The organism is Atlantibacter subterraneus, assembly GCF_007570865.1.
Lineage (GTDB): Bacteria > Pseudomonadota > Gammaproteobacteria > Enterobacterales > Enterobacteriaceae > Atlantibacter > Atlantibacter subterraneus.
This window is the reverse complement of the sequence record NZ_VLPS01000001.1, coordinates 934,012-947,559: the sequence shown is the minus strand read 5'-3', so window position 1 is coordinate 947,559 and position 13,548 is coordinate 934,012. Positions and strand designations below refer to the sequence as shown.

The 13,548-nt window shown below is 49.6% G+C and carries 13 protein-coding genes; 5 read left to right on the top strand and 8 right to left on the bottom strand.

The window, feature by feature from the left end; all coding sequences use genetic code 11:
• The first annotated feature begins 8 nt into the window (after positions 1 to 8).
• Positions 9 to 269, top strand: a complete 261-nt coding sequence (locus tag FND52_RS04595) for a hypothetical protein (RefSeq protein WP_144129640.1) — start codon at positions 9 to 11, stop codon at positions 267 to 269.
• Positions 269 to 505 carry a hypothetical protein gene (locus tag FND52_RS04590; RefSeq protein WP_144129638.1) on the top strand — a complete coding sequence of 79 codons (237 nt, stop codon included), beginning with the start codon at positions 269 to 271 and terminating at the stop codon, positions 503 to 505. Before FND52_RS04595 ends, FND52_RS04590 begins: the two co-directional genes overlap by 1 nt.
• Positions 506 to 659: 154 nt before the next feature.
• Here FND52_RS04590 and FND52_RS04585 read toward each other — a convergent pair whose 3' ends face one another.
• The 5 genes from FND52_RS04585 to FND52_RS04565 form a co-directional block, all read right to left on the bottom strand.
• On the bottom strand, positions 660 to 1,484 hold the full coding sequence (locus FND52_RS04585) for an alpha/beta hydrolase (protein ID WP_208737471.1): 825 nt from the start codon (positions 1,482 to 1,484) through the stop codon (positions 660 to 662).
• A gap of 56 nt (positions 1,485 to 1,540) precedes the next feature.
• Positions 1,541 to 1,708 (bottom strand): hypothetical protein, encoded by a 168-nt coding sequence (locus FND52_RS04580; protein WP_167509325.1) that lies wholly within the window; start codon positions 1,706 to 1,708, stop codon positions 1,541 to 1,543.
• 328 nt (positions 1,709 to 2,036) lie between these two features.
• Entirely contained in the window at positions 2,037 to 3,068 is a 1,032-nt protein-coding gene (locus tag FND52_RS04575; RefSeq protein ID WP_144129636.1) for a GIY-YIG nuclease family protein, read from the bottom strand.
• Positions 3,069 to 3,261: 193 nt separating this feature from the next.
• Positions 3,262 to 3,801, bottom strand: a complete 540-nt coding sequence (locus FND52_RS04570) for a DUF2058 domain-containing protein (RefSeq protein ID WP_144129634.1) — start codon at positions 3,799 to 3,801, stop codon at positions 3,262 to 3,264.
• Positions 3,802 to 3,836: 35 nt separating this feature from the next.
• Positions 3,837 to 4,322 (bottom strand): cold-shock protein, encoded by a 486-nt coding sequence (locus FND52_RS04565; protein ID WP_144129632.1) that lies wholly within the window; start codon positions 4,320 to 4,322, stop codon positions 3,837 to 3,839.
• A gap of 532 nt (positions 4,323 to 4,854) precedes the next feature.
• On the opposite strand from FND52_RS04565, the gene FND52_RS04555 reads away from it, so the two are divergent.
• A complete protein-coding gene (locus FND52_RS04555) occupies positions 4,855 to 5,154 on the top strand; it encodes a SymE family type I addiction module toxin (RefSeq protein WP_144129630.1) in 300 nt (99 codons plus the stop codon).
• A gap of 272 nt (positions 5,155 to 5,426) precedes the next feature.
• Positions 5,427 to 6,194: a GIY-YIG nuclease family protein gene (locus tag FND52_RS04550; RefSeq protein ID WP_144129628.1), complete on the top strand. Its 768-nt coding sequence runs from the start codon at positions 5,427 to 5,429 to the stop codon at positions 6,192 to 6,194.
• Between the two features lie 209 nt (positions 6,195 to 6,403).
• Here FND52_RS04550 and umuC read toward each other — a convergent pair whose 3' ends face one another.
• Positions 6,404 to 7,669, bottom strand: a complete 1,266-nt coding sequence (gene umuC, locus FND52_RS04545) for a translesion error-prone DNA polymerase V subunit UmuC (RefSeq protein ID WP_144129626.1) — start codon at positions 7,667 to 7,669, stop codon at positions 6,404 to 6,406.
• A gap of 261 nt (positions 7,670 to 7,930) precedes the next feature.
• Here umuC and FND52_RS04540 point away from each other — a divergent pair, with 261 nt between their 5' ends.
• Complete coding sequence (locus tag FND52_RS04540; RefSeq protein ID WP_125295224.1) at positions 7,931 to 8,695, top strand: glutamine amidotransferase; 765 nt, start codon at positions 7,931 to 7,933, stop codon at positions 8,693 to 8,695.
• Positions 8,696 to 8,743: 48 nt separating this feature from the next.
• Here FND52_RS04540 and umuD read toward each other — a convergent pair whose 3' ends face one another.
• Complete coding sequence (gene umuD / locus FND52_RS04535; RefSeq protein WP_144129624.1) at positions 8,744 to 9,169, bottom strand: translesion error-prone DNA polymerase V autoproteolytic subunit; 426 nt, start codon at positions 9,167 to 9,169, stop codon at positions 8,744 to 8,746.
• A gap of 205 nt (positions 9,170 to 9,374) precedes the next feature.
• Positions 9,375 to 13,472, bottom strand: a complete 4,098-nt coding sequence (locus FND52_RS04530; RefSeq protein WP_144129622.1) for an autotransporter outer membrane beta-barrel domain-containing protein — start codon at positions 13,470 to 13,472, stop codon at positions 9,375 to 9,377.
• Positions 13,473 to 13,548: the final 76 nt, after the last annotated feature.

Below are 13,548 nucleotides of genomic sequence, written 5' to 3'. Positions count from 1 at the left end.
GAGGTGTGATGTTTATTCCGGAATTTACAAATGAAGAAAGCGGTGAGTTTATCCTTGTAGCCAACCACAGCCTGACATCCGCAGAATCTATTCAATTCAGCATTAAATATAATCTCGCCAGAATATCCTACGGAAAGTCCCAGCTTCCACCCCACATTCAAACCTGTCGGGTTGTCTATGACATTAGAGGGCAATCAATCCCTGACGCAGTCCTGGCCCAAATCAACCGGGCGCTTGAACAGGTAGCTCATGTAGAGTTTAAACGCTGATGGGACTCCAGTTAATTGTAAAAGCAGACCGTAAGAGGATTGAAAAAGCTTTAGGGCCGCTTATGTCGAATTATGAGGTTTTCCCGGTAGCAGAAGGCCTGTTTGGTATTTCAATACCTGAGCAAAGTATCTCGTCGGTAGGTGAAGACGTTATTTTACTTAAGCTTGAGCAACTGGAGTATTTTGACCTCTGGCAAGGAGCCTGGAAAAAACCCAGGCGACGCTGGTTCTGGTGAAGTGCAGCTTAGAGCGAGGAGCGGACATAAGTTTTACTTAACGGGGTTTGACGGTCAATGATGTAAAAAACCACGCTAAGGATATATCTGTCTGAGTTATCTATTGCTTTTATGAAAAATACGGGGAGCAGTTATACTCCCTGTTTTTCTAAAATTAGATCAGACTCATAAATGCTTTCAGTTGCCTGCCTTCTGGATCTGCGAGATCATTAAGTATTCCAAAATGGTCTGCGCCAGGCACAAGAATATGGCTGAAATGCTCCCCGTTATTTGCACACACTTCAGCATACGCAGCAGACTGACGCTTAAACTCTGGTAAATCCGCCCCTCCTGCCGATATCAGCGTTGGCGCTCCTTTATCTACGTGTAATAACGGACTGTAATCACTGACTTCCCTGGAACTTAATTCCAGTTTATTTTGTAGCCAGCACAGACTTATTGGTTCCAGGTCAACGATGGGACTTATTATATGCACGCCTTTTACAGAGGGATGTGAACGGTACATTGCCGCAAGATGGCCTCCAGCCGAATGTCCGCTCAGATAAACTGGACTGTCAGCGATGCCAAGTTTATCCCTGTCTGCCGCCAGATGTTCAATGAGCATTCTGATTTCCGCAACTATCTGTGTCATCGTGGCGCCGGGAGCCAGTGAGTATTCAGCCAGCACAACATTCATATTTTTTGCAATCGGGCCATCAGCAATGAACGCATGTTCTTCTTTACTACCACTACTCCAGTAACCTCCATGTATGAATACATAAGTTGGTGCATGCGGTATCCCGCATGAAAGGAAATCATATTGATTTCCTGTTTCTTTTCCGTATCGCAGGTTACGGCACCAGTTGTAGCGCGAATATGCCAGTCGGCTTCTTTCTGCAAAATTGTTCAGAAGTGCGGGAAAATTTTCAACAACCGCGGCTACGTTGTAAGCCTTATCCAGCTCGAACTGTTCCATTTGTCTGTAAACAAAATTATTCATTTTTCTTTTTCCTGGCTGACAGCGTTAATGTTATTCGGATGACTTTAGTCTTTTCTTTATTCTGAAATAAGTAGGTCTTGATATACCCGTTTTTTCCGATACGAGTTTAAACGACCCCCCGCCCGATCATCTTCAGGGCAGAGGCTGTCGCCGGATGTTGTTTTCTGCCAAACCGGATACCAGAAGCCATCTTCACGCACACCGGTCTTTTTCAGTTCAGCCACTGGAGCGTAAGCTTCTGGTGGCTGGTTGATACCCTGGCATAGTCCAGTAACGCCATTTCAGTCTCACAAATCGTTTTTGATACAAAATGGTATCATAATGCATAAATTACGATTTCTGATACTCGTTTCTGATCCGGTTTTGACAGGTATCAAATATCATAATATCTGATACATTCATAAAGATTATGGAACAATGAACCACGAAGGAATATACGTCATTATAAACGATAGGTCTTTATAATTAGTTCCAAAATAAGCACTTTTGAAATCCACTTCTGACACAAAGGGTTTGCTTCGAGCGAAAAGCGGATATAACAAGCTTAATTTTTCAACTTAACTGCATCATCCAACGATGAATATGAATCAATTGATTAAACTTATTTCGGATTGAACCATCAATATTATCGTTAATTATTAATGGGGACCATATTGTTAAATGAGGGGAAACTGGCATGGTACGGACAAGAACACTACCATTTTTGTTTACTATCGTAACATCCTGCATATTTCTCCGTTTATAATCACGTTCTTTATCTAAGCAATTTAAAGCTTCATTTAAAATACGCTTCCATTCCCCATGAGTCAGCTCATTGAGGTTAAATTCCCTGCCGCCTATATATTTCTCTCTAATTTCAGGTCTGGAAGTCACCTGCCAGGCATCTCGATAAAAAGCCATGCTAATTTCGTCTTTAGAATCTAATTCTTGCATTATACTTAGCAACCCAGGGGCTGCCAACTCTGATTTAATAAGCTTAGCTATAGGCCAATCTTTGTATTTTTTACCTTCAAGATTAACACCCATACGGATGTTATTTTTTTGCGTACACACAGAAATATTCCATTGAACGCCTTCATTTCCATCGCTCATGCCAAAAAATGGTTTATTGAGCTGGCCAAAAGCCCTTCCTTTCACACCCAGAATTTCGCAAAAAGACTGTAATATCTCTGCATACTCAGCAGAACCATGTCTGGACAGATATCGCTGATTATTTTTAACTTTATGGTCCGGGTTAATTATTGATAAGGATTTTGATTCCGACTCGATAATTATTTTTATCTCATCCTGAGACTCGAAAATTGACATTACTGCTTTGTATGCATCATCTGCGCGTAAATTAAAAAACTCTCTTCTTTTTTGCCGCAATGGACTTAACTTATCGTGAATTAATCGTTCTAGTTTTTTACAATCACTAACAAAAATAGAGTGAGAAACTGCCCAAATAAAATCACCTGTTGAGCTTTTATTTATCTCATCACATCGAGAGGTTGGATCTCTGGTCGTCATTCCAATTTTACATACAGGTAAGTCAATATCAGAAACCTCCAATATGTATACGTATCCATTCGTTTCGCCAGTCATATTTACCATCTTAATTTTTTATCAATATATTCTTATTATGACGTGGTAAAAAATAATAATCAATTACCATATATTTTAAATACACCCATCGAGAGTTTGATAGCTAGGGTCCGCTTCTGGCACAAAGCGGACATCTCCAGCCTCAACCCACTCAACTCCACAACCTATATTTCGATGTGGCACTGGCCCCTTATCACCACATCAAATCATCAGGCACTTTGAAATCAGCATACGGATCGTCCTCATCCTGCTCTTCCTGGCTTAGCCCGCTATTAAGTACGATGCTGTCTGCATCGCGCTGCGCGATTTTGTCCGCTACGCTGGCGGGAATAATGGCGTAGTCAAATGTATCCTTGCCATCAACAGCCAGACGCGCAATAGCAAGGCGGCCATTGATCAACTGCGCCTGCGTCGTCTTATCCACCACCACTTTTTTAATCAAATTACTGTCGGTGAAATTAAACTCAATATTGCCTTTCGCAACGGTGATGCGGTTCATTTCAATCAGCTGCTTCACCTGCGCTTTATATTCTTTCGATAACGCAGCCTGCTTTTGTTGTTCGCTGAGCTGTTTGTCTCGCTCAAGCTGCGCTTTCTTATTCTCTTCAACGGCCTCGCGGGCTTCGCGCGCCTGAACGCGTGATTTTTTTGCCGTGCGCTGGACTTTAGCCATTTTTTTGCTGGTCACTAAACCCGCTTTCAGCATCTGCTCTTGTAAGGTAAGTTTTGTCATCGTCGTCTCTACGCTCGCCCGTTATCCAATCCCGATTATTTTAATTTAAGCATTTTCACTGTGGCATCGATATCGATCTCATCTTCAGAAAAGATGTGCGTCGAGCCCTGGAAGGTGGTGATAGCCAGCTTTTTCAGCGAGCGCATTTCACCCGGCTTTGCGGTGGATTTAGGTCGGATGCTGCTCATTAATGCGCCGACGGAAAGCACCGCATTCTCTTTATCGATACGGGTCTCGGCAGGCACTTCTTCGCTGTAAACCAGATAAGATTTGATCGACGTCAGCTTCAGGCGCTCGCCCGCGATAAAGATGTATTTGCTTTCCGGGACCACTTTCACCGCATAGGCTGACAGGCCCTTATTGTTGGTGGTGGGTTCGAAGGTCACCGCGGCGTCTTTTTTAATCAGTTCCGGGTTGGCGACCTTAATCACATGAAAATAGCGGTTGTCGCCGTTCTCATCTTTGATAAATCCAAAACCTTTATCTTTAAACCACGTTGTGATCTTTCCGTTCATCGCCATTACCGCCTGATTAATCTGTTAGCTACTTAATTTTTGCAGCGCGAAGTGTAAAGCACAATGTCGGCACAGTCTACGCGGGTACGACCGGGTTTACTTCCCGACGAACCACAGTTTGCCTTTGCCCTCTTTACGAAACGTGTCGATTGCCAACTTCAGCGCTTCATTGTTGGCCCGGAGGGCACTGTTAGCAAGACCTGGTATACGCTGTGATGCTGTTTTGCGAGAAGTATTCCGGATTCCTTTCACATTGCGGCATCCACAGCAAAACATCTTGCCGCTTATAAGCGATAGCAGTATCTTTCCCCCGCACCTGCAAAATCAGGCGCCAGGATTAGCCTCCTGAAAATCATACTGGCGACACACTTTTTTGTGTCGTGCGTACGGCTGTACCTCTATGGTGGGCCGGACGGGGGCGTCGCGAGACGCGCCGGTATCCAGTATGGCCGGTAAGGCTAACCCTGTTCGGTTCCACCACCCGTGAGATTAGCCTCTCCAGTGGTGGTTTAAATATTACATACTGGAGGCTGCCCTTATGGCTACTATCCCTACCCATACTCATCCCTCATCTGAAAGAACGGCGAAAACTCAACGCCGCTACACTGTCGGCTATCTGCCTAATCACGGTGATACCAGTACGCCAACCATTACGCTCTCCGGCAAATGGTTGCGTGAAGCCGGGTTCGATACCGGTAGAGGAATTTCAGTGCATATCGCCGGGGATTGTATTGTGTTAATTCCGGATAACGATGAGGCGCAGGCGCTGCGCGAAGAACTTAAAGAAGTAAAAGCAACGGTGAAGGATATGCGACAGAAATTATCAGTTTTGCTCTAAGCACTCAGGTTGCCACTACGTAGACAAGCAAAACCCGCTTAGCGAGCGGGTTTTGTGATTGTGCGCAAATTAGGTACAAAATCGAACGAAGCATATGGCAATATTCAATGCTTCTGTTTCAAGCATTATTATTGATTACCACTCACTTTAAGCGAAGAATAACCAACAGTACTGACGAGGATCACATTATTGCGTTGCAATAGCCAAAAACAATTGAAAATAAATAACAGATGAACGACATTAACCAAATAATTTAATTAGGGATAATTGAGATGAATCGACTGCTAAATATTGGGTTTATTAAAATTGGATACTGGGAACTTCTGGATGGACAATTGAACTACACTATGACGGAGACATTCTGTGATGTCTGTAACAACCTTTACGCATTTGTCTGTGATGGACAAGTAAAGTATATTGGTAAAACTACAAGACTTCTAAACAAAAGGATGTATCATTATAAAAACCCCGGTCAGTCTCAATCCACAAATATAAAAAACAACGCCTATATTTGTGAAGCCTTGTTGAAAAACAACGCTGTAGATATACTTGTTTTGCCTGATAATGGTCTGATGCATTATGGACAGTTTCATCTCAACCTTGCTGCGGGGCTTGAAGATAGCATCATAAAAACAATCAATCCAGACTGGAATGGAAATTCAAAAAATTTAATGGACGATAAACATCAAAACATCGAATTAGATAATCATTTCCATGGTAATGAGTGTGACGTTAATTGTGTGACATCTCAATCTAAAGATCATAGCTTCAATATGGCCCCCACTTATTGGAAACGAGGTTTTTTTAATGTTTCTGTTTCTTCATCGGATGAATTCTCTCATGACGGTGACAACCTTACGATCGTCAATCATGACGGAACAGTAATACTAACAGCGTTAATCAATAGAACAGCAAATAAATCCAAAACCCCAAGAATAATGGGAGGTGTTGGATTAAGGGAATTTTTTCAAGAAAATTATAAAATTGACGATATTATTAGCTACAGAATGCTTTCCAAAAATACTATGCAATTAAATTGAACCAGTAAAATTCATATTAGCTCTTACTTGTGAAGCTTTTTAGCTTTTCATTATTCCTATGATACCCATAGTCTACTCCTGTTCTAAATGGATATATGCTTTTAACACTCAAGACACATCTACATTTATTATAATATATGGCATGGGTATATGATATCATTGACTAATTTTTTAAATTATTAAACCTTCCGCAGTTAACTCATAACTGGCTACTCTCCGACTACCCGTAACTCCGATAACCTCGTCGTGTACGCCGGTGACAGCATTTCGCGCTTCATCGCCCAGCTTTTCTGGATCCCCTGCCCGGCAAACCACAGTTTTCCTTTACCCTGCTTATGCACCTCATCAATCACCGACATCAGCGCCGCGCTGTTCGCCCACGGGGTATACTCATCAAACAAGTTTAACTGTGCCACGCCGAGACTGTAAAAATCACTCAGCATCACGCCTGCTTTCAGATACCGGCAGTTGCTGCGCCAGATACGGTCCAGCGCAGTCACCGCCATTTTGATGATGTCGCGGGTATCGTTAGTCGGGGTTGGCAGCACGCTGAGCCCCTGGTTGGCGTAATACTCTTCATCAATAGCGTGCGGGCTGGTGCGGATAAATACTGAAACCTGGCGGCAAAACTGGTGCTCTTCGCGCAGCTTTTGCGCCGCGCGCTCTGCGTATGAACAGACCGCCTGGCGCATGTCTTCATACTCCGTCACCCGGTAGCCAAACGAGCGGCTGCAAATAATCTGCTGTTTCGCCGGAACAAACTCCTCCATGGCGAGACAGGATTCACCGCGCAGCTCCCGCACGGTGCGCTCCAGCACCACGCTGAAATGCTTGCGGATAAGCCAGGCGGGGCATTCGGCTAAATCCCGGGCAGTATTGATGTCCATGGCGCGTAGCTGCTTGCTTAAGCGCCGCCCCACGCCCCAGACCTCTTCAACGGGAATATACGCCAGCGCGTTGTGCTGACGTTCAGGACTGGAAATATCCAGCACGCCGCCAGTGCTTTTCCAGCGCTTGGCGGCGTAATTCGCCAGTTTCGCCAGCGTCTTGGTGCGCCCTATTCCCACGCCCACCTGGAGATGCGCCTCCTGGCGGATCCGCTGCTGGACCTGATGGCCAAACGACTCCAGCGACTGATAGCTGGCGATGCCTCGCACATCCAGAAAGGCTTCATCAATGGAGTAAATTTCCGTGGCGGGTGCCATCTCCTCCAGAATACTCATTACCCGATGGCTCATATCGGCGTACAGGGCATAGTTAGAGCTGAATACCGCCACGTTATGTCGCTCAAACAGCGCTCTCTGCTTAAAGTACGGCGCGGCCATCGAAACCCCTATCGCCTTTGCCTGAACGTTGCGCGCAATAACGCAGCCATCGTTATTACTCAGCACCACCACCGGTCGCGCCCATAAATCAGGGCGGAAAACAGCCTCGCAGGAGGCGTAAAAGCTGTTGACGTCAACCAGCGCAAACATGGTCGTCGGCGCTTAAATCGTCTTGTGCCGCAGCGAGCAGGAGATTCTGCGCGTGGTCGCTGTGTGTGTAATCAATCAATTGCATGATGAATATATTAAGTAACTGTATATTTATACAGTATCGCTGATTCTGCGTAAGGCTCAAGACATCAGAAATAAAAATATTTATCTTGCGGATATTTCTGATGATTTTTTGTACTAAAGAGCGCAAAGTAAACTCAGGCGTTACGTATTACTGTTTCTCAGGCGGAGTCTTTATTGATGCAAGTCAGTCCAATCATCATCCTTCAGGTGGGTACGCCGCCGGAGGAGATGCTCGCAGTTCATGATGATGTGCCGGTGTGGTTTTGCCATGCGTTGCAGGTGCCCGTGGGTGCCGTTGAAGTGGTACGCGTGTTTGAGGGCGAGCCGCTGCCGCAACCCGATCCGCGCCGGATGGCGATTATTACCGGCTCGTGGGCGATGGTGACGGAGCGCCTGCCGTGGAGTGAAGCCATGGCGGAGTGGATCCGCGAAGCGATGCGCATCCATATGCCGCTGTTCGGCGTCTGCTACGGCCACCAGCTTATGGCCTATGCCCTCGGCGGGCGCGTGGATTACCATCCCCAGGGGCGTGAAGCGGGTAACCAGCAAATCACCCTGACGCCGGAAGCCCAACAAGACCCGCTGCTCAACACCTTTCCGCAGACTTTTACCGCGCACTTAACTCACATGCAGACCGTGGTGGAACTGCCGCCGGGCGCTTCTGCGCTGGCGTACTCCAGCCACGATCCGCATCAGATTGTGCGCTACGGGCCGAATGCGGTATCCACCCAGTTCCATCCGGAATTTACGCCGGGCATTTCGTCGGCGCTGATGCAGTTCCGCGCTGACGTGCTGCGCAGCGAAGGCCGCGATCTGGATGCCATGCTCAGTGAAGTTCGCGATGCCCCGGAGGCCCGCAACGTGCTGCGCTTTTTCATCCAGCAGACCTGCGGCCACCCGAGTCAGGATATTTTCGACGAACCGAGCGTGCTGCATTATTAAAACCTTCCGGCAATAAAAAACGCGCTGTACCGACAGCGCGTTTTTTATTCAGCTGCGCTTTTTCTTTAATACCCAGCTCACCACGCCGAAGATCTGCAACTGCGAATCATCGGTAAAGGTGATTGGTCGATAAGCCGGATTGGTCGGCACCAGTTGCGGCACCGGGCGCAGGCGCAGCAGCTTCACGGTAAAATCGCCATCCACGGCGGCGACAACCACATCGCCATGCTGCGGGGTTAACGCGCTGTCCACCACCAGTAAATCCCCATCGGAGATGCCCTCTCCCGTCATCGAATCCCCCGAGGCCTTAAGAAAATAGGTCGCGCTGGGGTGCTGAATGCATAACGCCGCAATATCAATACGGGTTTCTACGTAATCCTGCGCCGGAGAGGGAAAGCCGCACGGCACGTACTCCAGAAAGAGCGGTAAATATTCGGGGCGAGTCGCTTCGCTTAAGGGAATTAATCTGTTCATTTTTAGTTAGACCCAACATCACTGTGTTTATATACAGTATTATTGTTTTTGCGCAGCCGACAACGCCATTTTGGCCGCTTCGCCGCAGTGCCTTGAAAAGTGGAGAGATTTTATTTTTTAATCAGCAGGAAACGTGACAGCGTGACAGCGTGACAGAAGAATAAAAAATGACCGCCTGCACAGGCAGGCGGTCAGGGTTAAGGGATCAGAAAGTGTAGCGGTAAGAAATCCCGACCTGCTGGCCGGTGTTATGGCTGGAGGCATCCAGGCTATAGCCTACGCCCCAGGTCATATTGCCCTTTTGCATTTTCACGCCCAGCTTGCCTTCGAACGCGGTTTTATCCATGACTTCAGCCGAGATGCGGTCTGAAGCCGGGATCCCCGTCGCCCGGACTTTGCTGGTTACATCGGTATCTCCCGAGGTAAACACCACCGACATATCCGCATCGGTGCTCAGCGCCCAACCGGAATCCATCGCCCAGGTTTTATTCAGCCGCACCCCAACCGGGAACTGCCAGATATCCTGACGGGTTTTATCGGTTTTAAACACGCCTTCACCGCCTGATGCACGGGTGGTGAAGCCGTCCGTGGTGAGCTGGTTATAACGCGCGCCCACATGCGGGATGATATTCAACACCGAGGCGTCAATCACATACTCGCCGTTCAGGCCGACGGTCAGTACCGAAGTATCCACGTTATCGGCTTTCAACTTGCCGCCCATCCCCGCCCAGCCGGGTAAATGCTGGGACAGATCGTGGCTGCCTGCGCTGTATCCCACGTCCGCCGTCAGGTTAAATGCCTCGTTGCGCCAGTTTTGATACAGCGAGACGCCGGTAAAGTTGAAATCATCGCGAGTGGCGTTGAAATCGCCGTCAGAGTCGGTTTTGCCTTTTCCGGTATTGACCGCCACGCCGGTGCGCAGGTTGCCGTTTGCCAGGGCATAGTCTTTATCCACCCCGACGATCACGCCCCAGAAATCGGTGTCGTAACCATAACGGGTGTTCCCGGCGCTAAAATCGTCGCTCTGCTGATTACCGTACAGAGCCTGAACCCATACGCCCGCATCCTGGGCGGTATCCAGATCCGGCGCGGCGTTGCGATCGTAAATAGCATTGTTCACGGCTTTATTCACCGCCAGGCTGCTGCTTTGTACCCCACCCGCCACCGCCAGTTGCGCGGCGCTGTTCAACGTTTTCACCACGTCGCTGACGCTGGCGCTCGGCGCTTCAATCGCGCGGGAGAGCATACGCACGCCGGCATCCGGGCTGTTCACCGCGTTGGCGTTGTCGTTCATCATCCGATCCAGCGCATTGCTGACCATAACGCCCGGCAACACCTCGCTGGCGCGTTTAGCGGTGGTGGTGACGTTCACGCCGTCCTCCGTCGGGCTGAGCGTCGCCTGTAACAGTTTGTTGGCGATCAGGTTAGCGTCGCGCCAGCCGTTGCCCGCGAAATCCAGGCTGGTAAAGCCGTCGGCGATGGCATAGGTGCGGTTCGCCTGGGCATCGGCAATATACAGCTTCGCGCTGTCCGCCACGCTCAGCGTACCGCTGCTGGCGGTTAGCGCCACGTTACCGTTGGTGGTCGACGCGCTGTTCACCATCAACAGCGACTGCTCACCGAAGATGGCGGCGTTAGCCGTGGCATCGCGCTGCGCCGCCGGAACGTCTGCGGTGAGGCTGCCGTCGATACGCAATCCGCCCTGCCCGGCCACCAGCGTTTGCGGGGCCAGCACCGCCAACGCTGCGGTCGCGTCCTGCCCCCAGACCAGACTGCTGGCAGCGAAATCACGATTTACGCTATCGACATCGCTGCCGCCCAGCATCAGTAGCGAGTTCTGGCCTGCGGTCAGGCGACCATTAACCTGATTACCGCCCAGCGCTACGCGGGAAGCGTCGCTCAGCGTCGCGCCATCCTGCCAGGCCGGGTCGATAAACAGCGCGGCCCCCTGCAAATCTACGCTGTCAGCGGTTAGCACCCCGGCGGCGCTGGCGTCACCGACGGTGATACGCGCGTCGCTACCGGCGGTTAACGAACCGGCGTTGACTGTCCCGGCCACCGCCATCTGTCCTTGATCCTGAATCGCCACGTCCGCCGTTAGCGTGGCGTTTTGATTAACGTTCAGCTCACCACGGCTAATCACGCCGGTGCCCGTCACGGTGTGATGGCCTGCGGCAACGTTCATTACCCCTGCGCTTTCGACGTTGATAACGCCATCCAGAGTAGATTCAGTGGCCCCGGTTGCCATCGATCCCAGATTCAGCATCCCCTGATTCACGTTTACGGTTACATTACTGGCCGCAACGCCAGACGAGGTAATCAACGGGCCGCCAAGCGCGCCGGTCAAGGTCAACGCCTGGTTGCCTTCAATGACTACCGCAGGATTACCGACACCGTTGAGCTGCAACTGTGCCGCGCCAAAACCGTTCGCCACGTGTTGAGAATCAGCATCAGAAGGGGTACCTCCAACCTGAATACGGTTTTTATCCGCCGTGACCGCCACGTTGGCCAGCACTGCGCCGGTCATCGCCGCGTCATTCAGCGTGGTGGTGCCGGTGGCCTGGTCGCCGTCCATCAGCGTCCCCATCATCACCAGCGAATAGCCGTTCTGGCCCGCCAGCAGATCGTGCACCGATTTAACGTAATCAAGGCGATAAGCGCTGTCGTTTAATGCCAGTACGCTGTCGTTAAAGGCGATACGCGAGCCGGAGAGCGTCAGGCTATCCGCAGAGGCGGTTTCTGCCGAGGCCGACTGGGTAAACAACTGCGCCGAGTGGGTTTCCAGTACGCTGTTATTCAGGGTCAGCGACGAGGCGTCGCCAAGCGTCAGCGTGTCGGCAATCAGCTTACTGGCGCTGAACGCGAGATTGCCCTGGGTGAGATTCACCGGCGCAACCACGCTGCCTCCGCTCACCGTCAGCTGCTGGCCAACGTTGGCATCGCTGAAACCGCCCTCCATCACCAGGTTGCCGTTCAGGTTCAAGGCGTTAAAGCCGCTGAATTTTCCGCCGTTAAACTGCTGAATAGAAGCGCCGAGGTTTAGCACGCTGCTGCCGTTGCCGTAGAGGTTGCCCTGCACTTGCGCGTTATCCAGCCAGATGGCCGCGTTCTGTAGCGTGCCGTTGTTGAGGATTACGTCGCCGGTCACCAGGCTGTTATCGGTAATATGCAGCGCCAGATCGCCTTTTCCGCCGCTGGCGTTAATATTCCCGTCCACCACGCTATCGGCCAACGCGACCTGGATATCTTTAGCATTGCGGAGCGTTAAATTCCCTGAGAGTTGGCTGGAAGTAAAAGTACTGCTAATAAGATCGGCACCGGCGAGATCGCTATTTCCGGTCACCGTAGAATCGTTAACGTTTAAAAACGTTTGTTTGGCATTAATTAAAGAGAGCGCATTTTTATTGGTGTCAGTAGTGGCTGTCGCGCTGCTGCCATCCAGCGAGACCCGTGTGGTGCCGCCGGAGCCGCTGACGGCTAACGTGCCGAACAGGTCGCTTTGTTCTACCTGAACGGTATTGGTATTCGCTGAAGAAGTGAGCCCTGACAGATTAATGGCGGTTTTGGTGGCGTTTGCCGCGTTGCGGCTATCAATAACGCTGTTTTTCAGCGCTACTGTATTATCACCCAGGCCATTATAAATCAGGATCCCGCCTTGATTAATCTCACTGTCGGTCAGTTCAATATTATGGCTGCCTGCGCCGCCGGTAAAAATACCGCCGTTGAGTTGGCTATTATTGGTGATTTCAATTTCCTGATTGCCTTTATCTGCACTATCCAGATAAATGGCGTAACCTTTGGCGTAGGCTTTTCCTCGGGTATTTCGGTCGTAATCTTTTGTTGGGTCGGCACCGTTCAGTGTCGAATGATCAACGATAATATGGCTGTGGGTGGTAGAGCCTCCCGCTTCCAGCCAGTCCACCGAAGCATCATTGACCAGGGTAATATTGACCGAACCGCCCTTACTGGCGTTGATATAAAAGCCATCCAGTTTGGCCCCATCAACCAGTAAGCTTTGTAGATCGTTATCGCCACGGGAAGCGCCGCCAGCGGCGGTATACAGGTTTTGCGCTTTGGCATTGCCGTCAATAATGGCGTTTTGCGAAGGGACTGTAAAATACCAGGCTTTGGCAGGCGTATAGTTGCCGTAGAGCGTCATATCATTTTCAACCAGCCCGCATACTCCATTTCCGCTGGTAGATACGCACTCGCTGGCATAGCTGGAACTGGCCATAACCATGCTACCGGTAAAAATAATGGCCATACTTTGTGCGACAGGTGTTAACTGGAAATACTTTCTCATGATCAAGCTCCTTTTGTGAGAATAAAAAAACCAGCAAAGCGTTTACAATTTCTTATCGGCGCGCTTTGCTTTTAAT